The sequence below is a fragment of the Streptomyces fradiae genome (genome assembly GCF_041270065.1).
Lineage (GTDB): Bacteria > Actinomycetota > Actinomycetes > Streptomycetales > Streptomycetaceae > Streptomyces.
The window spans coordinates 3316162-3339788 of sequence record NZ_CP065958.1 but is presented as its reverse complement, the minus strand read 5'-3'; the positions used below and the strand labels follow the sequence as shown (position 1 = coordinate 3339788).

General features: G+C 73.1%; 19 protein-coding genes. 10 read left to right on the top strand and 9 right to left on the bottom strand.

All coding sequences use genetic code 11. The features are described from left to right. Window positions 1-3: 3 nt before the first annotated feature. From JAO84_RS15005 to JAO84_RS14995, 3 genes are all read left to right on the top strand, one after another. Complete coding sequence (locus JAO84_RS15005) at window positions 4-1326, top strand: dicarboxylate/amino acid:cation symporter (RefSeq protein WP_370413339.1); 1323 nt, start codon at window positions 4-6, stop codon at window positions 1324-1326. A gap of 119 nt (window positions 1327-1445) precedes the next feature. Then, window positions 1446-2042, top strand: a complete 597-nt coding sequence (locus JAO84_RS15000; protein WP_370416768.1) for a TetR/AcrR family transcriptional regulator — start codon at window positions 1446-1448, stop codon at window positions 2040-2042. A gap of 51 nt (window positions 2043-2093) precedes the next feature. After that, window positions 2094-4010, top strand: a complete 1917-nt coding sequence (locus JAO84_RS14995) for a long-chain fatty acid--CoA ligase (RefSeq protein WP_370413338.1) — start codon at window positions 2094-2096, stop codon at window positions 4008-4010. Window positions 4011-4051: 41 nt separating this feature from the next. Here the strand turns inward: JAO84_RS14995 and JAO84_RS14990 are convergent, their stop codons facing one another. The 4 genes from JAO84_RS14990 to JAO84_RS14975 form a co-directional block, all read right to left on the bottom strand. Beyond that, complete coding sequence (locus JAO84_RS14990; RefSeq protein WP_370413337.1) at window positions 4052-4717, bottom strand: pyridoxal 5'-phosphate synthase; 666 nt, start codon at window positions 4715-4717, stop codon at window positions 4052-4054. A gap of 60 nt (window positions 4718-4777) precedes the next feature. Then, the gene (locus JAO84_RS14985; RefSeq protein ID WP_370413336.1) at window positions 4778-8182 is read right to left on the bottom strand and encodes a hypothetical protein; all 3405 of its coding nucleotides are present in this window, start codon (window positions 8180-8182) and stop codon (window positions 4778-4780) included. Between the two features lie 115 nt (window positions 8183-8297). Next, the gene (locus JAO84_RS14980; protein ID WP_370413335.1) at window positions 8298-9581 is read right to left on the bottom strand and encodes an FAD-dependent monooxygenase; all 1284 of its coding nucleotides are present in this window, start codon (window positions 9579-9581) and stop codon (window positions 8298-8300) included. A gap of 112 nt (window positions 9582-9693) precedes the next feature. Further along, window positions 9694-10863: an acetyl-CoA acetyltransferase gene (locus tag JAO84_RS14975; RefSeq protein WP_370413334.1), complete on the bottom strand. Its 1170-nt coding sequence runs from the start codon at window positions 10861-10863 to the stop codon at window positions 9694-9696. 113 nt (window positions 10864-10976) lie between these two features. Between JAO84_RS14975 and JAO84_RS14970 the strand changes: the two genes are divergently transcribed. Together JAO84_RS14970 and JAO84_RS14965 are read left to right on the top strand one after the other, a co-directional pair. Continuing rightward, window positions 10977-12266 (top strand): acyl-CoA dehydrogenase family protein, encoded by a 1290-nt coding sequence (locus JAO84_RS14970; RefSeq protein ID WP_370413333.1) that lies wholly within the window; start codon window positions 10977-10979, stop codon window positions 12264-12266. After that, window positions 12266-12736, top strand: coding sequence for a nitroreductase family deazaflavin-dependent oxidoreductase (locus JAO84_RS14965; RefSeq protein WP_370413332.1), 471 nt, complete (start codon window positions 12266-12268; stop codon window positions 12734-12736). The genes JAO84_RS14970 and JAO84_RS14965 overlap by 1 nt, the downstream gene beginning before the upstream one ends. A 131-nt stretch (window positions 12737-12867) precedes the next feature. Here the strand turns inward: JAO84_RS14965 and JAO84_RS14960 are convergent, their stop codons facing one another. Continuing rightward, complete coding sequence (locus tag JAO84_RS14960) at window positions 12868-13515, bottom strand: TetR family transcriptional regulator (protein WP_265866389.1); 648 nt, start codon at window positions 13513-13515, stop codon at window positions 12868-12870. Between the two features lie 299 nt (window positions 13516-13814). Between JAO84_RS14960 and JAO84_RS14955 the strand changes: the two genes are divergently transcribed. Next, window positions 13815-14690: a VOC family protein gene (locus tag JAO84_RS14955; RefSeq protein WP_370413331.1), complete on the top strand. Its 876-nt coding sequence runs from the start codon at window positions 13815-13817 to the stop codon at window positions 14688-14690. An 81-nt stretch (window positions 14691-14771) separates the two neighbouring features. Then, entirely contained in the window at window positions 14772-17252 is a 2481-nt protein-coding gene (locus JAO84_RS14950; RefSeq protein WP_370413330.1) for a PQQ-binding-like beta-propeller repeat protein, read from the top strand. Window positions 17253-17266: 14 nt separating this feature from the next. Here the strand turns inward: JAO84_RS14950 and JAO84_RS14945 are convergent, their stop codons facing one another. Then, a complete protein-coding gene (locus JAO84_RS14945; RefSeq protein ID WP_370413329.1) occupies window positions 17267-17863 on the bottom strand; it encodes a hypothetical protein in 597 nt (198 codons plus the stop codon). A 149-nt stretch (window positions 17864-18012) separates the two neighbouring features. On the opposite strand from JAO84_RS14945, the gene JAO84_RS14940 reads away from it, so the two are divergent. Then, a complete protein-coding gene (locus JAO84_RS14940) occupies window positions 18013-18585 on the top strand; it encodes a hypothetical protein (protein WP_370413328.1) in 573 nt (190 codons plus the stop codon). Between the two features lie 92 nt (window positions 18586-18677). Continuing rightward, a complete protein-coding gene (locus JAO84_RS14935; RefSeq protein WP_370413327.1) occupies window positions 18678-19181 on the top strand; it encodes a hypothetical protein in 504 nt (167 codons plus the stop codon). A gap of 25 nt (window positions 19182-19206) precedes the next feature. On the opposite strand, the gene JAO84_RS14930 is transcribed toward JAO84_RS14935, so the two are convergent. Genes JAO84_RS14930 through JAO84_RS14920 form a run of 3 tightly spaced genes read right to left on the bottom strand, consistent with a single transcriptional unit; the run spans window position 19207 to window position 21582 of the window. Continuing rightward, window positions 19207-20004: an enoyl-CoA hydratase/isomerase family protein gene (locus tag JAO84_RS14930; protein WP_370413326.1), complete on the bottom strand. Its 798-nt coding sequence runs from the start codon at window positions 20002-20004 to the stop codon at window positions 19207-19209. Continuing rightward, complete coding sequence (locus tag JAO84_RS14925; RefSeq protein WP_370413325.1) at window positions 20001-20426, bottom strand: Zn-ribbon domain-containing OB-fold protein; 426 nt, start codon at window positions 20424-20426, stop codon at window positions 20001-20003. The genes JAO84_RS14930 and JAO84_RS14925 overlap by 4 nt, the downstream gene beginning before the upstream one ends. A 1-nt stretch (window position 20427) precedes the next feature. Continuing rightward, a complete protein-coding gene (locus JAO84_RS14920) occupies window positions 20428-21582 on the bottom strand; it encodes a lipid-transfer protein (protein ID WP_370413324.1) in 1155 nt (384 codons plus the stop codon). 154 nt (window positions 21583-21736) lie between these two features. Between JAO84_RS14920 and JAO84_RS14915 the strand changes: the two genes are divergently transcribed. After that, on the top strand, window positions 21737-23284 hold the full coding sequence (locus tag JAO84_RS14915; protein ID WP_370416767.1) for a FadD3 family acyl-CoA ligase: 1548 nt from the start codon (window positions 21737-21739) through the stop codon (window positions 23282-23284). Window positions 23285-23627 lie beyond the last annotated feature (343 nt).

Genomic DNA, 23627 nt, shown 5'->3' with positions numbered 1-23627 from the left:
AGTGTGCCCGTGTCCGCGTCTTCCGCGCGTATACCCAAGGTCCCGTTCTGGGCCCAGATCGTCGCCGGTCTCGTCATCGGCGTCCTGCTCGGCTGGCTCGCCCGCAGCCAGGACGTCGGCTGGCTCAAGGAGACCCTGAGCCAGGTCGGCGGCATCTTCGTCCAGCTGCTCAAGCTGGCCGTCGCCCCGCTCGTCTTCTTCGCGATCCTCGTCTCCATCACCAACCTGCGGAAGGTCAACAACGCGGCCCGCCTCGCCGCGCAGACCCTCGTCTGGTTCATGATCACCTCGCTGATCGCGGTCGCCATCGGCCTCGCGATCGGCCTGATCACCAACCCGGGGGCCGGCACCGGCCTCACCCCGAAGGACGGCAAGCTCCCCGAGCACCAGGGCAGCTGGATCGACTTCCTCACCGGCATCATCCCGACGGACGTCATCACGCCCTTCACCGAGCTGAACGTCCTGCAGATCGTCTTCATGGCCGCCGTCGCCGGCATCGCCGCCCTCAAGCTCGGCGCCAAGGCCCAGCCGATCCTCACCCTCTCCGAGTCCGTCCTCGAACTGCTGCAGAAGGCCCTGTGGTGGGTCATCCGGCTCGCCCCGATCGGCACCGCCGGCCTCATCGGCCGCGCCATCGTGAACTACGGCTGGGACCTCATCGGCAAGTACGCCACCTTCACCGCCGACGTCTACATCGGCTGCGCCCTGGTCCTCTTCGGCGTCTACCCGCTGCTGCTCGCGACCGTCGCCAAGCTGAACCCGATCCAGTTCTACAAGGGCGCCTGGCCGGCCATCCAGCTGGCCTTCGTCTCCCGCTCCTCGGTCGGCACCATGCCGGTCACCCAGCGGGTCACCGAGCGCCTCGGCGTCCCGAAGGAGTACGCCTCCTTCTCCGTGCCGTTCGGCGCCACCACCAAGATGGACGGCTGCGCCGCGATCTACCCGGCGCTCGCCGCGATCTTCATCGCGCAGATCTTCGACGTGCAACTGGGCGTCAAGGAGTACCTGCTCATCGCCTTCGTCTCGGTCATCGGCTCGGCGGCCACCGCCGGCCTCACCGGCGCGACGGTCATGCTCACCCTGACCCTGTCCACCCTCGGCCTCCCGCTGGAGGGCGTCGGCCTCCTCATGGCGATCGACCCGATCCTGGACATGATGCGCACCGCCACCAACGTGGCCGGCCAGGCGCTGGTCCCGGTCCTCGTCTCCGCCCGCGAGAAGATCCTGGACCTCGCCGCCTACGAGTCCGCCTCGGCCTCCCCGGTCGACGACCTGGTGGACGTCCCCGCGGCCGAGCAGAAGACCCCGGTCTCCGCTGCCGCCTGATCCCGGCATCGTACGGACGAACGTCGTGAGGCCCGTTCCCCTTCGGGGGCGCGGGCCTCACGCGTGCCCGGGCCCGTACCCGTACCCGTAGGGTGGCCGGTGTGGCGGGGACGAGGAGGCTGCCGCGCGAGGTGCGCGAGCGGCAGATGATGGACGCGGCGGTGCTGACCTTCGGGCGGCGGGGGTACCAGGCGGCGTCGATGGACGAGATCGCGGAGCTCGCGGGGGTGTCCAAGCCGCTGGTCTATCTCTATCTGCACTCCAAGGAAGAGCTGTTCACCGCGTGCATCCGGCGCGAGTCCGAGGCGCTGCTGCGGGTGGTGGCCGGCGCCGTGGAGGGCGACGGTCCGGCCGAGGAGCGGCTGTGGGCCGGGGTGCTGGCCTTCTTCACGCACACCGCCGGACACCCCGACGCCTGGGCGGTGCTGAGCCGGCAGGCGCGGGCGCAGGGCGAGCCGTTCGCGACCGAGGCCGAGCGGATGCGGGACCGGATCATCGCGTACGTGGCGGAGCTCGTCGCGGCGGCCGCGCAGGAGCCGTGCGATGCCGAGGGGATCGCGCAGGCACTGGTCGGGGCGGCGGAGTCGCTGGCGAACTGGGCGAACGGGCGGGCCGGCGTGTCCCCGGAGCGGGCGGCGAAGACGCTGATGGGGCTTGTGTGGCGAGGCCTTGCCGACCTGGCGCCGGATCTGTCCAAAACCCTTTCCACGCCCTAGATTTACTCGGAAGTAAGGTTACTGTCCGGTTCTCCCCCTGAGGAGCCGCACGTGCCCGTCCCCGAGCCACCCCACGGGCCCACGCCCGAGCCGCCAACCGAGCCTCAGCCCGAGCTGGTCCGCGTCGACGGCGTCGTGCGGGAGGCCTCCGTACCCGCGCTCGTGCCGCCGCCGCGCCGCGGCTCCCTCGCCGACCTGCCGTACGAGACCGCGCGCGCCGAACCCACCGCCGCGCTCTTCTCCCGCAAGGGCCCCGACGGCACCTGGACCGACGTCACCGCCGCCGCCTTCGCCGCCGAGGTGCACTCCGTCGCCCGCGGGCTGGTCGCCCAGGGCCTACGCCCCGGCGACCGGCTCGCGCTGATGGCCCGGACCCGCTACGAGTGGACCCTGCTCGACTTCGCCGCCTGGGCCGCCGGACTCGTCACCGTCCCGCTCTACCCCACCTCGTCCTCGTACCAGATCCGCTGGATCCTGCAGGACTCCGGCGCCGCCGCCTGCGTCGTCGAGGACGCCGCACAGGCCCGCCTGGTCTCGAACGAACGCCGCCAGCTGCCCTCCCTCGGACACCTCTGGGTGCTCGACACCGGCGCCGTCGACCAGCTCCGCAAGGCCGGCGCCCGGGTCGCCGACGAGGCCGTCACCGCCCGCCGCGGACTGCTCACCCCGCAGACCCTCGCCACCCTCATCTACACCTCCGGCACCACCGGCCGCCCCAAGGGCTGCGCCCTCACCCACGCCAACTTCTTCGCCGAGGTCGACAACGCGGTCGCGCTCCTCCACCCGGTGTTCCGATCGGCGGCCAAATCGGCGACCAAAGAGCCCGCCTCCACTCTGCTCTTCCTGCCGCTCTCCCACGTCTTCGGCCGGATGGTCGCCGTCGGCTGCGTCCGCGCCCGGGTACGGGTCGGGCACGCGCCGAGCGTCGAGGGCGACGAACTCCTCGCCGACCTCGCCGGCTTCCGGCCCACCTTCCTCCTCGCCATCCCCTACGTCCTGGAGAAGGTCTTCCACACCGCCCGCGCCACCGCCGAACGCGCCGGGCGCGCCGCCGCCTTCGACCGCGCCGCCACGATCGCCGAACGCTACGGCCGGAGCACCGCCTCCGCCGCCCGCCCCACCCTCGGGCTGCGCGCCGCCCACGCCCTCTACGAACCGCTCGTCTACAAGCGCGTCCGGGCCGCGCTCGGCGGCCGCGTCCGGCACATCATCAGCGGCGGCTCGTCGCTCGGCGCCCGGCTCGCCGAGTTCTACTCCGGCGCGGGCATCGAGGTGTACGAGGGGTACGGCCTGACGGAGACCACCGCCGCGGCCACCGTCACCCCGCTCCACGGCCCCCGCCCCGGCACCGTCGGCCGCCCGCTGCCCGGCACCGCCGTACGGATCGCCCGCGACGGCGAGATCTGGCTCAAGGGCGGGCACATCTTCGCCGGCTACTGGGACGCCCAGCGCGGGGTCGCCCTGCCGTACACCGACGACGGCTGGTTCCCCACGGGCGACCTCGGCGCCCTCGACGACGAGGGCCATCTGCGGATCACCGGCCGCAAGAAGGACATGATCGTCACCTCCGCCGGCAAGAACGTGGCCCCCGCCCCGCTGGAGGACTGGCTGCGCGCCCACCCGCTGGTCGCCCAGTGCATGGTCCTGGGCGACGACCGCCCGTACGTCTCGGCGCTCGTCACCCTGGACCACGAGGGCCTGCTCCACTGGCGCCGGATGCGGCACAAGGACCACCTCGCGCTGTGGGAACTCGCCCGCGACCCCGAGCTCCTCGCCGTGGTCCAGCGCGGCGTCGACGACGCCAACCGGCTGGTCTCGCGGGCGGAGTCGATCCGCGCCTTCCGGATCCTGTCCACCGAGTGGACGGAGGCGAGCGGCCATCTGACGCCGTCGCTGAAGCTGAAACGGCGGGCGGTGCTGCGGGACTTCGCGAAGGAGATCGAGGAGATGTACGACAACCAGCGCTAGGGCCAGAGGAGTTACGGCCAGAGGGGTTACGCTCAGGGGAGTTACGGCCAGAGGAGTTCGCGCGTCCAGCCGGAACCCTTGGCCCTGCGGTAGCGGAGCCGGATGTGCCGGCGCCGCTCGTCGCCCTGGAAGAACTCCACCTCCTCGGGCTCCACCACGTACAGCGTCCAGCTTTCCGCGTGCGCCTCCGGCTCCCGCTGCGCCCGCTCCCAGGCCTCCTCGCTCGCCCCGGCCAGCTCGTCGAGCGAGCCGAGGGGTTCGCTCTGGTGCCCCACGAGCGCGGAGGCGAGCGCCCCGGTGGTCCGGGCGTGCAGATCCGCGTACGCCTCCTCGGCCGTCCCGGTCACCACCCGGCCCCGCACCCGCACCTGGCGGCCCTGCACGGGCCAGTAGAAGGTGAGCGCCGCCTCGGGCCGGGCGGCCAGCTGGCGGCCCTTGGCGCTGCCCGCGTGCGAGGCGAAGTGCCAGCCGCGCGCGTCCGCCCCGTGCAGCATCACGATGCGGGCGTCCGGCCGCCCCTCGCCGTCCACGGTGGCGAGCGCCATCGTGTGCGGCTCGACCGCCCCGGCCGCGACCGCCCCGGTGAACCACCCGTGGAAGAGCGCGACCGGCTCCTCCGGCACGTCCGCCGGATCGAAGCCGGGCAGCTCGGTGTCCCAGACCCGCACGGACCGCAGGGCCTCCTGAAAACGCCGTTCGTCGTCCATGGCGTCCATCATGAGGCCCTGCGGTGGTGGTGCTGGTGATCCGGTGGATCGGTTACCGGATCAGTCGGTGTAGAAGCCGGTCACGTCGGCGATGAGGTCGACGGTCCCGCTGTGGTTGTAGAAGGTGATCTTGCCGTCCTTGACCGGGACGACGACCCCGTTGGGCACGGTCTGCCCGGCGACGAAGTTGAGGTTCGACGCGGCGGGGCGGGCGGTGCCGTACGGGTAGACGGACACGAAGCTGGTGGCCGTCGGGTTGGTCGCGGTCACGTTCAGGACGACGGCCTTGTACTTGGTGCCGACGGTGAGGCTCACCGTCTGCCCCGCGCCGATCTTGGCCTTCGGCACGCCGGTGCCGTTACGGGTGTCCATCAGGCGCTTCGGCTGCATGCCGGTGAAGACGGCACCGGAGCCCTGCTTGAAGTACCCGGCGACGTCACCGATGAGGTCGACGGAGCCGGACCGGTTGTAGAAGGTGATCTTGCCGTCCTTGACCGGGACGACGACCATGTTGGGCACGGTCTGCCCGGCCGCGAAGTTGACGCTGGACACCTCGGGCCGGGTGGTCCCGTAGGGGTACGCGGAGACGAAGCTCGCCGAAGTCCCGTTGGTCGCCGTCAGGTTGAGGGCGACGGCGGTGACGCCGGGCTCGGCGACGGTGAGCGTCACCGTCTGCCCCGCGCCGACCTTGGCCTTCGGCACGCCGATCCCGGTGCGGGTGTCCATCAGGCGCTTCGGGGCGACCGGCTCGTAGGCGGAACCGGCCGTGCCCTCCTGGTAGAAGCCGGCGACGTCGGCCAGCAGGTCGACCGAGCCGTTCTTGTTGTACAGCTCGACCCAGCCGTTGACGACCGGCACGGTCACCAGGTTGGCCACCGTCTGCCCGGCCTTGAAGTTGAGGCTGGAGGCCGCCGTCCGCTGCGTCTCGTACGGGTAGACGGACACGAAGCTGTCCGCCGTGGCGTTGGTCGCGGTCACGTTGAGCACCACCGAGGTGAGCCCCTCGGCGGGCACCCCGGCCTGGCCGGCCACCTTGAACAGCACGGTGCCGTTCGGCCCGACCTTCGCCTTCGTCGCGCCGAGCCCGGACCGGGTGTCCAGGAGGCGGGCGGGGGTGACCGGCGTGAAGGTGCCGGGCAGGGTGGTGAGCGAGCTGCCGGTGACGTTGAACGCGCCGCTGAGGCCCTGGGGAGCCGTGCCGTCCAGCGGACGGGCGATCAGCTCCCAGCGGTACTGGCCCGACTCGATCCCGCGGCCCTTGCTGTCCTTGCCGTCCCACTGGACGCGGACGGCGGCGCCGTCGCCGCGGCTGCCGGTGAGGGTGCGGACGCCCTCGCCGTTGCCCTTGGCGATGCGCAGCTCCCAGGAGCCGACCGGCTTGGAGAAGCGGAACACCGGAGACCAGGTGGCGGGCGAGGGCTCGACGCCGGAGCCCTCGAAGCCCAGGTCCTCGACGGAGTGCACGAGCTGCGCGAGCGGGGCGCGGGGCCCGTCGATCCGCTTGACGTGGATCTCGTTCTTCGCGTCGACGAAGGCGACGTCACCGCCGAAGCGGTCCACGGTCCAGGTCTCCCGGCGGCCGGAGCCGGCCGCCGAGGCGGGCAGGTCCGCGAAGTCCGTGGTCTCGCCGGTGGCCGCGTCGGTGCGGCGCAGCTTGTCGCCCTCGTGGCGGACGACGAAGCCGTCGCCGAGCAGGGCCTCGCCGGTGGGCACGGCCACGCTCTTCTTCAGCGTGATGTCGTAGACACCGGCCTTGTCCGCGCCGCAGGCCCAGTAGAGCCAGTTGCCGACGGCCTGGAGCTCGGTGGGCCGGCAGTTCGTGGCGGAGTCCAGGTCGACGGCGGCGGAGGTCGTCTTCGTCTTCAGGTCGTAGGCGTTGACCTGGCCGGCCGTGGCGGTGGGCTTCCAGACCTTCGAGCCCCACAGGGCGGCGGAGGAGTCGGGGAGCGGGAGCACCACGTCCGAGGTGTCGGTGTAGTTCTCCAGGTCGGCGACGACCGTGCCCTCGGAGCCGGTGGCCAGGACGTAACGGCCGGAGGTGTCGGTGATCTTGTGGCCGGTCTGGCTGGACGGCACGTCGGCCGTGCGGAAGGTGCTGGTCGTGATCGGCGAGCGGAGCTGGCTGCCGGTGGAGTACACCGACTCGCCGTCGCCCAGCGACGCGAGGCCGCCGAAGGTCTGGCCGAGATTGGCGCGCAGCTTGGGCGCGGTCGCGGTGGGCGTGCCCGTCAGGCTGGTGTCGGAGTCGTAGATGCCCGATCCCGGTCCGGCCTGGGCATTGGCCCGGAAGCTCAGCCGGCCGCCGCCGAGCGCCAGGTCGGTGACCTTCGCGGCGACCGGCGGGATGTCGCGGACCTTGGTGATCTGCGGCGTGCCGTCGGCGCCGACGGTGACGCGCTGGAGGGCCCAGTCGGTCGCGCTGGTGCCGCCGACGGCGAGGAGGCTGCCGTCGGGGGCGGTGGCGAGCTCGGCCGCGGCGTGCGGCAGGAGGTCCTTGACCTCGCCGGTGCCGATGTGGACGGCCTGGAGCTTCTCGCCGGTGACGTACGGCTGCTTGTAGCCGGGCACGGGCCGGGTGATCACGATCCAGTCGCCGACCGTGCCGAACGGGCCGAGCCCGAGGGAGTCGCCGGGATCCGGCATCGGGGTCGTGACCCACTTCGCCGCGGAGTCGGTGCGCGGGACGCTCGCCACAGTGTCGTCGTACAGGTTGTGCTCGACGATGTGCGTGGCGCCGAGGTAGGGCTCCACCGCCTCGTCGCCGACCGGCGCCGGCTTGAGCGCGGCGGTGGCGTAGTCCAGCAGATACGTTTCGGGGAACTGGTCGCCCTCGCGGTAGAAGCGCAGCAGCGCGCCCTTCGCGTCCTGGGCGACGAGGTCCAGGCTGCCCTCGAAGACCTCGCTCAGACCGGTCACCGGGGTCGCGGTCTGCTTGCCGTCCTCGATGCGGAGCAGCTGGACCGAGACGATGCCGTGGTTCTCGTCGCGGCCGGCGGAGACGACGGTGTCGGCGTTGTACGCGCCGGTCCACTCGTTGTTGTTCGGGAGGACGACGTCGACGCGGGTGTCGCCGGTGGCGAGGTCGGTGACCTTGACGCGGTCGCCCGGCGCGTTCGGGTCCACCTCCTCCACGGCGTGGAGGCCGGAGTGGCCGTCGGTGGCCTGCGCCTGGGTGATCGGCTTGTCGGCCCCGGTGGCGAAGTCCGTCCAGGCCCAGCCGGCCGAGCCCTCCTGCTTGTGGGCGTAGCCGGTGGCACCGGCCTGGCCCAGGTCCTCGCCGCGCGGCAGGAAACGGCCCGGGTTCGGGACCACGACCTCGTCCGTGGCGGTCGTCGCGGCCGGGGCCGCCGGCGCGGCGGTGGCCGGGGCCGTCGTGGTGGCGCAGAGGCCGGCCGCGATGCCGAAGGTGGTCGCGACGGCGAGCGCTTTCTTCCGGTTCGCGCGGGCGCGCGTGTTCTCGCTCAAGAGATTCCCCTCCCATGGAGCGGGGGCCGGTGCGCCGCCCCCTGCGGCGGACCCCGCTCGAAGGCGTGATCGTAACAAGAGGGTCCGACAGGGGGAAGAGGATTTTCGAACCCGTTCAAAATCCCTTGGCCGCCCTGCTCGCCGCGGCGGGCACCGCCCCGTACTCCTTCAACGGCACCGCGTTCGCCGCCTTCTGGATGTCGTCGCGGATCTTCTTCGCGATCAGGTTCTTCCACGGGGTCTTCGGCAGGGTCCGCACCATGAACATCCGCAGCGCGATCTTCCGACGCGAGGACACCGTCATCTCCTTGGCGAAGGACGCCGCGAACCTCTGGTTCAGTTCCACGCCCGGCCGCATCACGCGCTCGTACGCCGCGAAGGCGCGCTCGTGGTCGCCGCCGGCCGCCGCGAGTTCGCCGGCGAGGACGTAGGCGCCGGTGAGGGCGAGGCCGGTGCCCTGACCGGAGGCGGGGGAGGCGCAGTGGGCGGCGTCGCCGAGGAGGACGACCCGGCCGCGCGACCAGCGGTCCATCCGGATCAGGGCGATCGAGTCGAAGTAGAAGTCCTCGGCACCGGCCGCGTCCGAGAGCAGCGCCGGGATCTCCCAGTCGTCGCCCGCGAAGGCCTCGGCGAGCAGCCGCTTCTGGGTGGCCGGGTCGCGGTGGTCGTAGGGGAGTTCGGCGGGGGAGGCGAAGACGAAGCAGTTCTTGGCGGTGCCGGCCTCCTCGCCGGCCGTCGCGTAGACGGAGACGAGCTTGTGCGGGCGGGCGTGGTAGGTCTCCCAGCGGGTCAGGCCGAGCCGGTTGGGCGCGGAGAAGATGGAGATGTACGCGCCGAGGTGCTGCCTGAACCGCCGCTCCTCGCCGAAGACGAGCCGCCGGGTGTGCGAGTGCAGACCGTCCGCGCCGACCACCAGGTCGAAGCGGCGGACGGTGCCGGATTCGAAGGTGACGGTGACCCCGCCCCCGCCCCCGTCCTCGTCCGCGTCCTCGATCAGGCTCGCGATCGAGTCGCCGAAGAGGTACTCGACGTCGTCGCGGGTGCGCTCGTACAGGATCCGGGCCAGGTCGCCGCGCATGATCTCGTCGTCGCCCTCCTCCCGGCCGCCGAAGATCTCGGCCGGCAGCTCGCCGATCGTGCGGCCGCGGGAGTCGACGTAGGAGCCGCCCGCCATGTCCGTGGAGTGGGCCCGCACCTCGTCGAGGATGCCCATCCGCGCGCAGATCTCGATGGCGCCGCCGCGCAGGTCGACCTTGTAGCCGCCGGTGCGCAGGGCGGGGGCCTTCTCGACGACGGTGGGGGCGAACCCGTAGCGGTGCAGCCAGAGGGCGAGGGCGGGGCCGGCGATGGAGGCGCCGGAGATGAGGACGGTCTTGGCGGGGCGGGTGGAGCTGGTCATGGCAGGACTCCTTGTCGGGTGGTGCGGGGCCGTGGACGGCCCCGCAGAGACGACTATACGGATGTCCTACACGCCTGTCTATGACGGTTGTATAGATCTGCGGGATGGGCGGTCAGCCCCGGCCCAGGACCACCGTTCCCGAGGAGCAGAACCAGCCCCCCGTCCCCGACGCCACCGCCAGCTCCGGCAGCGAGCCGTCCGGCCGCCGCACCTGCAACCCCGGTGCCTCGCCGCGTAGTTGGCGTACCGCCTCGACCAGCAGGAAGAGGCCGCGCATCCCGGGGTGGCAGGCGGACAGGCCCCCGCCGTCCGTGTTCACCGACACCCGCCGGTCCTTCTCGGCGACGTACGCCCCGCCCTCGCCCTTCGCGCAGAAGCCCAGGTCCTCCAGGGTCACCAGGGTCATGTACGTGAAGGCGTCGTAGATCTCGGCGACCTCGACGTCGGCCGGGCGCACGCCGGCCCGCTCGAAGGCCAGCCGGCCGCTGACCGCCGCCGGGGAGACGGTGAAGTCCGCCCACTCCGACATCGTGGTGTGCGAGACGTGCTCGCCGGTGCCGAGGATCCACACCGGCGCCTTCGCCGTGTCCGGTACGTACTCCTCCGCCGCGAGCAGCACCGCGCAGCCGCCGTCGCTGCGGATGCAGCAGTGCAGCTTGGTGAAGGGGTCCGCGATCATCGGGCCGTCGAGCACGTCGTCGACGGTGATCGGGTCGCGGAACATCGCCTCCGGGTTGAGCGCCGCGTTCGCCCGCGCCTGGACGGCGACCTCCGCGAGCTGTTCGAGCGTCGTGCCGTACTCGTGCATGTGGCGGCGCGCGGCCATCGCGTACTTGGCGATCAGGCTGTGCCCGTACGGCACTTCGAACTGCAGCGGCCCGCGCGCGCCGAACGAGAGGTTGCCGGTGCGGCGGCGCGCCCTGATGTCGGCGCGGGCGGTGGAGCCGTAGACGAGCAGGACGGCGTTGGCGTGCCCGGCGGCGATGGCGTCGGCGGCGTGCGCCGCCATGACCTCCCAGGTGGCGCCGCCCACCGAGGTGGAGTCCACCCAGCGCGGCCGCAGGCCCAGGTATTCGGCGACCTCCACCGGGGCGAGGGTGCCGAGGCCCGCCGAGGCGAGGCCGTCGATCACGGAGCGGTCCAGGCCGCTGTCGGCGAGCGCGCGGCGGGCGGCCTGGGCGTGCAGGGCGTAGGGCGTGGCCTCGTCGACCCGGCCGACGTCGGAGAGGGATATGCCGACGACGGCGACGCGACGGCGGCGGTCCGTTGAGGTGGTGGGCATGGATCTGACGGTACATCAGATTCGGCTCGATCCGGAGGTCCCGGCGGTCTGTGCTTCTGTCCCGCGCGGCTCTAGCATGACGGCCCGTCAGATACGGAGGGGAGCCCCAGCCCATGGACAGCGCCGCCGCCACCGACCCCGACACGGACCCCGGAACCGGCCCCGGAACCGGCACCGGAGGCATTCTCGGAACCGGAACCGGTCCCGGCACCGACCCCGGCACCGGCACCGAAGAGCAGCTGGAGATCCGGCGCACCCTGCGCGAGCTCCTCGCCAAACGCGCCGGACCCGCCGACGTCCGGGCCGCCGTCGCCACCCCCGAGGGATACGACACCGGGCTCTGGGCCACCCTGGCCGGCACCCTCGGCCTTCCCGGCCTCGCCCTCCCGGCCGCGTACGGCGGAGTTGGCTGCGGCCCCGCCGAACTCGCCCTCGCCTGCGAGGAGACCGGCCGCGTCCTCGCCCCCACCCCGCTGCTCGCCACCGCCGTCCTCGCCGCCCCGCTCGTCGCCGCCCTCGGCACCGAGGCACAGCGCGCCGCGCTGCTGCCCCGGATCGCCGACGGCACCCTGACCTGCGCCCTCGCCCTGCCCGGCGGCTCCCTCCCGCTCGCCCTCGGCCTCACCGGCGACAACACCGGCACGCCCTGGGCGGGCGGCGGCCGCGCCGGCGGCATCCAGGCCGTCCCCGCACCGGACGGCGAGGGCTGGACCCTGTACGGCGAGGCCGGCCACGTCCTCGACGGACACAGCGCCGGACTGCTCCTGGTCGCCGCCCACGCCGGCGGCTTCCCGCGCAGCCGTACGCTGCTCTTCCTCGTACCGGAGGACGCGGACGGGCTCGTACGGCACCGGGAACCCACCCTCGACCTCACCCGCTCCCAGGCGACCGTCCAACTGCGGGACGTGCGAGCCGAGTTGCTGGGGGAGGAGCCGCTCGACGTGCCGGGCGCGCTCGCCGCCGCCGGGCGGGGGGCCGCCGTCATGCTCGCCGCCGAGGCCGTCGGAGCCGCCCGCGGCGCCCTCGACCGGACCGTCGAACACGCCGCCACCCGCGAACAGTTCGGCCGCCCCATCGGCTCCTTCCAGGCGGTCAAGCACCGGCTCGCCGACCTGCTCGTCCAGATCGAGTCGGCGCGCTCGCTCACGCGCTGCGCGGCGACGGACGGTGACGGCGTCTCCGCCGCGCTCGCCCTCGCCCAGGCCCTGGACGCCCAGCGGGCGGCCGCCGCCGAGACGATCCAGCTGCACGGCGGCATCGGCATCACCTGGGAACACGACGCCCATCTGTACTTCAAGCGGGCGACCGCCGACGAACTCCTCTTCGGCCCGGCGGTACGGCTCCGGGCACGGGCCGCCGAACGCGGCGGGCTCTTCGGCGCGACCCCCGGAGAGGTGGCCTGATGCCCGTCGGACTGCGCATGCTGCAGAAGGTCTCCTCGACCCGCGCCTTCGCGAAGGTCGCGCCCCGCTTCATCCCCGCCATGGACCGCGCCGTGCACCGGCTCACCGGCGGAAAAGTGCTGCTCAGCGCCCGTATGCTGCCCGGCGTGGTGCTCACCGCCAAGGGCGCGAAGAGCGGACAGCCGCGCGTCACCCCGCTCGCCTGCATGCCCGAGCCGGGCGGCAGCTGGCTGCTCGTCGGCTCCAACTTCGGCCGCCCCGGCCACCCCGCCTGGACCGCCAACCTGCTCGCCCACCCGGACGCCGAGATCAGCTGGCGCGGCGAGAGCCTCCCCGTACGGGCCAGACTGCTCACCGGCGACGAACGCGCCGAGGCCTGGCGGGCGGCGCTCGTCTTCTGGCCGCCCTACGCCACGTACCAGGCGCGGATCGAGCGCGAGATCCGCCTCTTCCGGCTGACCCGCGTCTGATCCGCGATCCGCACGGCGCCGTACGGACAGACGCCGGCGGCGGCCTCCCGTACGGAACAGGTACGGGCGGGACCGCCGCCGGCGCGACAGGACGGGTGAAGGGAGCAGCGGAGCGCTCCCGGGGCACGGGGTTACTTCGTCGGCTTCTTGCCCGTGATCCCCAGGTGCACCAACAGGGCGAGGTTCGGCTTGAGTTCGGCCTGCTTCACGCCCCAGGTCTGGAAGCCCTTCTGGTGGCCGGCGACCGCCGCCAGCATCGCCACCAGCGAGCCCGCCATTGCCGCGGGGCTGACGTCCTTGTCGACCTTGCCCTTCGACTGGAGCTCCTTCACCGCGTCCGTGAGGGAGTTGGTGACCGAGTTCAGGATCTTCATGCGGATCTTGTAGAACCGCTTGTCGCCCTCCGCGGCCCCGAGGTCCACCACCCGCAGGATCGCGTCGTGCTTGCGCCAGAAGTCGAGGAATCCCTCGACCAGCTCCTCGGAGGTCTGCCAGCCGGCCTTGCCGACCCAGGACCGCCCGGAGACCAGTTCGGTCAACCCGGCGCCCTCCTTGGCCATTTCCTCCGCGATCTCGAGGACGGCACCCTCGACGTCAGGGAAGTACTGGTAGAACGTCGCGGGCGAAGTACCCGCCTTCCGGGCCACGTCGATGACCTTGACGTCCCGGTAGGGCGAGGAGCTGAGCATCTCACCGAGGCAGTCGAGCAGCTTCTGCCGCGTCGCCTGGCCGCGTCGTCCGGCCACGCGGCCGTCGACGGTGCGTACTTGTCCTGTCATGCCGTCAGCTTACCGAGGGGTGATCGACGCGCGATTCGGCCGACTGCAAATGGGGTGCACCCCCTCTGACGGGCCGCTGAGCGGGCCTTCGGGCGGGGCCTGCGGAGGGCCGGGGAGGGGTCTTCGGAGCCCGTGCGGCGGAGTCCGGGCGCGGGCGCGCACCTCATAAGGCTTATTAACAGGCTGTGGACAACTTCGGTGGACAACCCAAGCAGGACAAGGGCTCCGGCGCCCGAATGGGCACAATTGTTCGCTTTCGGGCGCGTGCGCGGCCGCCCGGGCCGACCCATTCTGGTGGCATGGCCGTATTCGCACAGGGCACCCCCTGCTGGGTGGACGCGCAGCTTCCCGACCTCGAAGGGGGGAAGCGCTTCTACGGTGAGCTCTTCGGCTGGAGCTTCGACGCCTCGCGGGACGAGGCGCTGCTGAAGGGGCGGCGGGTGGCCGGGCTCGTGCCCAAGCGGGACGGGCGGATGCCGACCACCTGGACCGTGTATCTGGCGGCCGACGACGCCGGGGCGCTGGCCGCCCGGGTGAAGGCGGCCGGCGGACGGATGGTGATGGAGCCGTACCCCGTCGGGCCCTTCGGGGTGCTCGCGCTTGCCGCCGACCCCGGCGGCGCCGTCTTCGGGCTGCGGCAGGCCGGCGACGCCGACGGCTTCGAGGTGACCGGCGAGCCCGGCTCCTTCTGCTGGCTGGAGGTGTACACCCGGCGGCCCGAGGCGGTCGACACCTTCTACGCGAGCGTCTTCGGCTGGCTCGGCCGCCAGGTCGACCCCGCCGAGGAAGGCCGCGCCGAGGGCTTCGACTACCGCGTGTGGTCGCCGCCCGGCTCCCGGCCCGGCGACGACACCGCCTTCGGCGGCCGCGCCGTGATCACCGACGCCTTCCCGGCCGAGATGCCGGGCCACGTGCTCGTCTACTTCGCCGTCCACGACTGCGACGAGGCCTGCGCCACCGCCGTCCGCCTCGGCGGCCGCGTCGCCGAAGGCCCCGTCGACACCCCCTACGGCCGCATCGCCGTCCTCCACGACAACCAGGGCGCCCGCTTCGCCGTTCTGGCCGAGCCGCCCGCCGAATCCGCCGCCGAGCCCGACCCGGCAGAGCGGGAGGAACCGGACGCGACACGCGGCGACACGCCCGCCGCTCCGGCCTCCGACACGCCTCCGAAATGAGATAGGACACCCCGATCCGCCCCCGGGTTCGCAACCACCGCCCCGGACAGGAACAATCAGGGGCCACGGGGCCGTAATCTCATGGCCCTACGGGGAGGTGGCAGGCAAGTGGAGCAGCTGACGCAGCACGACCCGAGAAGGATCGGGCCCTTCGAGGTGCTGGGCCGGCTCGGCGCGGGCGGAATGGGTCTCGTGTATCTCGCGCGCTCGGCGTCCGGGCGGCGCGTGGCGATCAAGACCGTGCGGACGGAGCTCGCCGAGGACCAGCTGTTCCGGGTCCGCTTCACGCGTGAGGTCGAGGCCGCCCGCGCGGTCTCCGGCTTCTACACGGCGGCCGTCGTCGACGCCGACCCGCGCGCCGCCGTGCCGTGGCTCGCGACCGCGTACGTGCCGGCGCCCTCCCTCGAAGAGATAGTGAACGAGTGCGGGCCGCTCCCGGCCCAGGCGGTGCGCTGGCTCGCGGCCGGTGTCGCCGAGGCCCTGCAGTCCATCCACGGCGCCGGGCTCGTCCACCGCGACCTCAAGCCGTCCAATGTCCTCGTCGTCGAGGACGGCCCCCGGGTGATCGACTTCGGCATCGCGTCGGGCGTCTCCAACACGCGCCTGACCATGACCAACGTCGCCGTCGGCACCCCCGCCTACATGTCGCCCGAGCAGGCCCGCGACTCGCGCAGCGTCACCGGCGCCAGCGATGTCTTCTCGCTCGGCTCCATGCTGGTCTTCGCGGCCACCGGGCACGCGCCCTTCCACGGCGCGAACCCGGTCGAGACCGTGTTCATGCTGCTGCGCGAGGGCCCGGACCTGGAGGGGCTGCCGGACGAGCTGCGGCCGCTGATCGACGCCTGTATGCAGATGGACGTCGCCCAGCGCCCCACCCCGGCCGATCTGCAGGCGATGCTCGCCCCGCACCTCTTCGGCTCGGGCGAGGACGACAGCGGCACCGCCGCGGCCTGGCTGCCGCAGAGCGCCGTCGCCATGATCGAGACCCGTCGCGGCGGGCGGCCCGCCCCGCAGGTCCCGGCGCAGCCGCCGATGCCGCCGCGCCCGCCGCGCGCCCCCGACGGGCAGAGCGCGCAGGGCGGCGGCGACCCGCGCTTCCCGGGCGGCCGGCACGCCGGTCCGGCCGGCGACCCCGCGCCGTCGCCCGCGCCCGCGCCCGTGTCCGTACCGGCGTCGGCATCGGCGTCCGATCCCGGTCCGGTACGGCTCGCCGGCGCCGCCGTGCCGATCGGCCCGGGCCCGCGGGTGGCCGACACCCGGGCGGCCGTCCGGGTCGGCCCGGGCTCCTCGCCCGACACGGCCACCGGCTGGATCCGGCCGCCCGGCGGCGCGAACGGCGCCGAGCCCGGCCCGCCGCCCGGCTCCCGCCCGCTGGGCGGGCCCGCCGCCCGTACCCCTGAGACCGGCGCCACCCAGGCGCCCGAGACGCCCGGCCACTGGCGGCCGTGGCGGTTCCGCATGTCGAACGACGTGTGGGGCACCCCCGTGGTCGACGGCGACCTGCTCTACGTCACCTCCTTCGAGGTGCACGCCCTGGACACGGCGAGCGGCCGGCGCCAGTTCAAGACCCGGGACGTCGCCTGGTCGATGGCGGTGTCCGGGGGCCGGATCCACGCCTCCGACGGCCCGACGCTGTACGCGCTCGACGCGCACGACGGCGGCGAGCGCTGGCGGCTGCACACGGACTCCTGGGTGTACTCCCTCCAGGTGGACCGGGGCACCGTCGTCACCGGCACCCGCGGCGGCGGAGTCCAGGCCTGGGAGGCCTCCAACGGCGCCAAGCTGTGGGAGCTCACCGGCGCCCAGACCGACTTCGAGACGCCGGAGGGCGGCCCGGCGGTGCACGGCGACACCGTGTACGTGTGGCGGGACGCCCGGCTGGCCGCGCTCGACGCCCGTACGGGCACGGAACGCTGGTCGTACCCGATCGGCGACGCCGCCTCCTGCGCCCATGTGCCGGTGCGGCTCGCCCCGGCCGAGGACGGCTGCGTGTACGTGGCGGCCGGCACCCGGGTGCTGTGCGTGGACATCGCGAGCGGACATGTCCGCTGGCACTTCGAGGCGCCGGCCGTGTTCCTGTCGCCGCCGGCGTTCGCGCCCGGCCCGGCGGTCACCGGCGGCGGGGTGTACCTCGCCGACCACCTCGGCACGGTGTACGCGCTCGACGCCACGACCGGCAAGGACCGCTGGCGGATCGCCACCGAGCAGCGCCAGTCGACCGAGCCGGTGCTCGTCGCCGCGGGCAACGTGCACGTCGGCAGCGGCAGCGCGCTCTACACCCTGGACGCGGTCACCGGCACCCCGAAGTGGCGGTTCGCGGCGGGCGGCGAGCTGATCGGCGCCCCGGTGGTCGCCGACGGCCGGGTGCACTTCGGCTCCGCCGACCACGTGCTCTACACGCTGGACGCGAGCGGCGGCCAGCTGCGCTGGAAGCTGGCGACCGGCGGCGAGATCACCGGCTCGCCGGTGGCCCGCAACGGTGTCGTGTACGCGTGCAGCAAGGACCGCTGCGTGTACGCGCTGGACGCGGTGAAGGGCACGGCGACCAACCGGGGCGCTTAGCCCGTACGGAAGGCCTAGGCCCGGTGCTCCGGGGGCGGCGGCGTCTCGTCGCGCCCGGGGTCCCACGGCACGTCCGAGGACGGCGGCGGGGCCTGCTCCGGCGGCGGAGGCGGCCTGTCGTACGTCTGGGTCGGCGGGCCGCCGTCCAGGGTCGGGTGCGTGGGTACGTGAGGCTGGTCGACCCGGGTGACGTGCGGTTTCGGGCGCCCCGACATGACGACCGCGCCGAGGAGCAGCAGGAAGCCGCCGCCGAGCGCGTTCGCGACGCCGTCGCCGAGGCCGCGCCCGTCGGAGCCGACGGTGAGACCGCCCTGGGCCTGGCCGACCCGGACCATCCACAGGATGGTGAAGCCGAGCACGACGAAGCCGGCGAGGGCGACCAGCCAGCGGAGGCGGAAGACGACCCCGGCGAGGGTGAGCACGGCGGCGAAGGCGAAGGGCAGCAGGATCGAGCCGATGACCTCGGCCTTGGCGTCGGTGATGCCGGCGAAGAGGTCCTCGATCGGATAGTCGCGCCCGTGACGGCCGTCGTACCAGGCACGGAAGGGGCTCCAGACGGCGGCCGTCGCTCCGGCGAGGGCCAGGACGGAGCCGACGATGTTGCGGATCACCGATCGGCCTCCCTTGGTCCGGCTCTCGCTGTCGACGCTACGCCGGGTGCGGGGGCCCCGCCATGCGGCGCCGGGCGGCGGGCGGCGGGGCGGCGCTAGGGTGACGCGCGCACGACGAATCCATGGGGAGACGGACAGGGGGCGCGGCGATGATCCGCACCAGGCTGAAGCTCGCGGCGACGCTCACGGTGGTGGTGCTCGCGCTGACCGGCTTCCAGACGAGCACGGGCGGCAGCCACGGCGGTGGCAAGAGCAAGAGCGGGAAGAGCCGGAGCAGCAGTGGCGGTGGCGGCGGCTGCTCCAGCTCCAAGAAGAGCAACCACGACTACGACGACGATGACGACGACGCCGGTTCGGGCGGCGGCTCGGGGTCGAACGGCTCCACGTACACGCCGGATCCCACCGTGTCCTCGTCGCCGACGGCCGACGTCGAGGCGTTCGTCGTCGACTGCGTCGAGCCCGCGCGCAAGAAGAGCAAGGGCCGGCCGGCCCGGAAGGCCGACACCACCGCCACGGTGAAGGTCGTCTCGCACACCTCGTACGCGCGGACGTTCAAGGTGGTCGTGGAGTTCGAGGGGACGGCCGGCACGGCGGTGGACCGGGCCGAGACCGTGGTCTCGGTCGACGGCAACGCCGCCAAGACGGTCGATGTTGCGATGCGGAACCCGAAGAGCGTCGGTCAGGTCAAGCGGTGTGAAATCGAGGGCGTCAGCGTCCAGTAGGGTGTCGTGCGCCTGTCAATGAACTTCACGGACGGGCACCTTCACTCTGCCTGTGCACCTGCACACACCACACACTCAACGGGGGTTGAAGCGTGAAGCTTCGTCATGTCCGTGCCATCGCCGTCTTCGGTCTCGCCGTCTTCGCCCTCACGGGCGCCCGCGGCTCCCACGGCGCCAGCTGCGGCGGCAGCAGCCACGGCTCCGGCGGCAGCTCCAGCCACTCCAGCAGCGGCTCCGACGGCAGCAGCACCAGCGGCTCCTCGGGCAGCGTCAGCGGCGTCGGCGGCTCGTCGAGGGACCGCGCCATGCGCGACATCAAGATCGACGAGTGCGCGCTCAGCGCGGACGGCAAGCAGCTGGTCGCCAAGCTGACCTTCACCAACAGCGACTCCTCGGCGTACCTGTACGACGCCACCCTGCAGTTCAAGGGCGCCGCCGGCAAGACCGTCGACCTCGCGATCGCGCAGGTCAGCGACCTGCGGGTGGAGGGCGGCGCCTCGAAGTCGACCGAGGCGAGCACCCCGTACACCGGCAAGGGCGACGGCTCCGAGTACACCCGCTGCGAGGTCGCCTTCGCCAACCGCACCATCGGCTGACGCACCGCGTTTCAGCCGGCGCGCCTCAGCGCACCCGGAAACCCCCGGCCCCGCCCCGGCCCCGACCGGTGAACAGCTCGGCCTGCCGCTCCGCCGGCAGGTTTCCGAGCGTCACCAGATGCGGGGCCTGGGCGAGGGCCTGGGACCTGGCGGGCCCCTTGGTCGTCCACAGGGCGCGTACGGTGCCCTGCACGGCCTCGGTCGGCGCGCCGGCGATCACCTCGGCGGCGCGCACGGCCGCGGCCAGCGCCCCGCCGCGCGCCGTCAGCTCGCTGACGAGCCCGGTCTCGTACGCCCGCCGGGCCGAGATCCGCTCGGCGCCGCCCATCAGGGCCATCCGGGCGACCTCGCCGAACGGCATCCGCTGCGCCATGTGGATGGTCTCGAAGGCGCTGACCATCCCGTAGGTGACGTGCGGGTCGAAGAACTCGGCGCCCTCGCCCGCGATCAGGAACTCGGCCTCGCCGAGCAGATAGAAGGCGCCGCCGCAGGCCATGCCCTCGACGGCGGCGATCACCGGTTTCCACAGGTCGTTGGCCTTGGGGCCGATGGAGATCAGCGGATCGTCGATCGTGTACGGGGACGAGGGCTGCGGCACCCGCCCGGCGTCGGCGCGGTCGATGCCGGTGCAGAAGGCCCGCCCGCCGGCCCCGGTGACGACGATCGCGCGGACCTCGTCCTCGTAACGGAAGCCGCGCCAGAGCTCGCCGAGCCGCCCGGCCATCTCCAGGGTGATCGCGTTGTGCTTCTCGGGCCGGTCGAGGGTGACGACGGCGACCCCGGTCTCCTTGTCCCGCTCTACGTGAACTCCCGAGGTGCTCATCCGCGCTCCAGGAGCCAGCGGGGCACGGTCACGCCGTCGATCTCGGTGAAGGCGACGCGCACGGCGGCGCCGATCCGCAGCCGGGCCGGGTCGACCGAGTCCAGGGGCGCGTCGGGGGCGGCGACGACATTGCCGGCGAGGCGGATGCGCGGGGCGTCGGCGAGTTCGACGAGGACCGCGTTGTAGGGGGCCTGGGCGGCGTAGTCGGGCAGCAGGGGCGGGTGGGGGAGGACGTACGACCAGATCCGGCCGCGGCCGGACATCAGCCGCCACTCGCTGTCGAAGGACCGGCAGTGCGGGCAGCAGGGGCGGGGCGGGAAGCGCAGTTCGCCGCAGTCCGCGCAGCCCTGAACGCGCAGCTCGCGCCGGGCGGCGAACTCCCAGAAGGGGGCGCCGTCTTCGTCGATGACGGGGGTCAGCATCTCAACTCCTCAGCAGAACGGCCGATGTGGGGACGCCCTCGCCGGCGGTGACGAGGCAGGTGGCGGCGTCCGGGACCTGGGCGGTGGAGACGCCGCGGAGCTGTTTCACGCCCTCGGTGATGAGGTTGAAGCCGTGGACGTACGCCTCGGAGAGGCCGCCGCCGCCGGTGTTGAGGGGCAGCCGGCCGCCGATCTCCAGGGCGCCGCCCTCGGTGAAGCCGGCCCCCTCCCCCCTGCCGCAGAAGCCGTAGCCCTCCAGGGAGAGCGGGACGAGCGGGGTGAAGGCGTCGTAGATCTGGGCGACGTCGACGTCCTCGGGGCCGAAGTCGGCGGTCTTCCAGAGGTGCCGCGCGGCGGTCCAGGCGGGCCCGGTGAGCGGGTCGTCGTTCCAGTAGTTGACCATGCCGTGGTGCTGGGCGGGCAGGCCCTGGGCGGCGGAGTGGACGTACACGGGCTTCTGCCGGCAGTCGCGGGCGCGTTCGGCGGAGACGACGACGCAGGCGAGGGCGCCGTCGGTCTCCAGGCAGTTGTCGAAGAGGCACAGGGGCTCGCTGATCCAGCGGGAGGTCATGTACATCTCGCGGGTCAGCGGGCGCTCGTACATGATCGCGTCCGGGTTCTGGTTGGCCCGGTTGCGGCAGGCGAGGGCGACGTTGAAGAGGTGGTCGCGGGTGGCGCCGTACTCGTGCATGTAGCGGCGGGCGAGCATGCCGATCTCGTCGGCGGGGCGGAGCAGTCCGAAGGGCCGGGTCCACTGGCCGGGGGTGGGCAGCTGGACCGCGGTGTTCTTCCAGGGGCGGGGGCCGGAGCCGCGCTTCCTGGACCGCCAGGCGACGCCGACGGAGGCCTGGCCGGTGGCGACGGCGGCGGCGAGATGGGCGACGGTGGCGCAGGAACCGCCGCCGCCGTAGCCGACCTTGGAGAAGAAGGTGACGTCACCGGCGCCGACGGCCTTGGCCACCTCCACCTCGTCCGTCTCCTCCATCGTGTACGAGGCGAAGCCGTCGACCTCGGACGGGTCGATCCCGGCGTCGTCGAGGGCGGCGAGGATCGCCCGGCAGGCGAGCGCCTTCTCGGACTCGGGGAGGTGTTTCGCGAAGGGTGTCTGGCCGATCCCGACGATGGCTGTGCGGTCCTTGAGCACGGCAACCCCCACGGTCTTCCACGCTGATCCGATGGCTGACAGCGCGTCAGGCTACAGCTAATCTGACGGATAGTCAGCTACGGGAGGTGGGGTCAGGATGGAGCACGGCTCGATACCGGAGGCGGACCCGGTGCCACGGGCGGACTCGATACCGGAGTGGGACTCGATGCCGGAGTCGGTCTCGATACCGGAGTTGGTGCGCCGGGCGGCCGAGCGGTACGGGCCGGGGGAGGCGGTCGTCGACGGCCGCACCCGCGTCTCGTACGCCGAACTCGGCGCCCGGGTCGAACGGGCCGCGGCCGCGTGCCTCGCCACCGGCGTACGCGCCGGGGACCGGGTCGCGATCTGGGCGCCCAACACCCTCGACTGGATCGTCGCCGCGCTCGGCGCGGTGAGCGCGGGCGCCGTCCTCGTCCCGCTCAACACCCGCTTCAAGGGCGCCGAGGCCGCCGACGTCCTCGCCCGCTCCCGGGCCCGGCTGCTCTTCGTCACCGGCACCTTCCTCGGCACCTCGTACGTCGCCTCGCTGCGCCGCGCCCGGGCCGAACTCCCGGACCTGCGACGGGTGGTGGTGTTCAGCGACACCGTGCCGGACGACCCGGCGTACACCACCTGGAAGTCCTTCCTCGCGGCGGGCGACGGAGTGGATCCGGCGCGGGTACGGGCCCGGGCCGACGCCATCGCCCCCTCGGACCCCTCCGACATCATCTACACCTCGGGCACCACCGGCCGCCCCAAGGGCGCCGTGATCACCCATGAGCAGACCCTGCGCTGCTACGAGGTGTGGAGCGAGCTCGCCGGGCTGCGCGCCGGCGACCGCTATCTGATCGTGAACCCCTTCTTCCACACCTTCGGCTACAAGGCCGGGATCGTCGCCTGCCTGCTGCGCGGGGCGGTGATGGTGCCGCAGCCGGTCTTCAGCGTGGACACCGTGCTCGCCAACATCGCGGCCGAGCGGATCTCGGTCCTCCCCGGCCCGCCGACCCTCCACCAGTCGCTGCTCGACCACCCGTCCCGTACCGCCCACGACCTGTCCAGCCTCCGCCTGGTCGTCACCGGCGCGGCGGTGGTGCCGCTGCGGCTCGTCGAGCGCCTGCGGTCGGAACTGGGCGTGGGCACGGTCCTCACGGCGTACGGCCTCTCCGAGGCGAGCGGCATCGTCACGATGTGCCGGCGCGGCGACCCGGCCGAGGTCATCGCGCACACCTCGGGCCGCGCGATCCCCGGCACCGAGGTCCGCCTCTCCGACGCCGGCGAGGTCCTGGTCCGCGGCTTCCACGTGATGCGCGGCTACTTCGAGGACCCGGAGGCGACGGCCGCGGCGATCGACCCGGACGGCTGGCTGCGCACCGGCGACGTGGGGGTCCTCGACGAGTCGGGCAACCTGCGGATCACCGACCGGATCAAGGACATGTTCATCGTCGGCGGCTTCAACGCCTACCCCGCGGAGATCGAGCAACTCCTCGGGCTCCACCCCGACATCGCCGACGTCGCGGTGGTCGGAATCCCGGACCGGCGCCTCGGGGAGGTGGGCAAGGCGTACGCGGTACGGCGCCCGGGCTCGACCCTGACGGCCGACGACCTGATCGCCTGGTCGCGCCGCGAGATGGCGAACTACAAGGTGCCGAGGGAGGTCGAGTTCGTGGACGCGCTGCCGCGGAACGCGAGCGGCAAGGTGGTGAAGGGCGAGCTCCGGGCCCGGGCCACCCCCTGACGGGGCGCCCGCCCGCACGCCAAGGGCCCGGACCGGTTCCCCGGCCCGGGCCCTCCCCCCTTGCGCGCGCGTGGCGTGCCGGCCGCTCCGACGGGCGGTCCCCACCGCCTGCCGTCCCGGCCGGATCCGATCATCACCCGAGGTCGAACGCGGGAGCGAGCCTTTCCCGCCGAATCCGTCAGGTCGCTGGCCGAAACGCGTCGGAACGCGTCGGAGGGGCCGGGCGGCTCGCCCGACCCCTCCGCATCCGGGTCCGTACGGACCGCGCGGACTCAGCCCCAGGTTTCCCCCCGGTCCCCTGAGGCGTCCCCCGAGCCCGCGCTCCCTACGTCCCCGCCCGGCC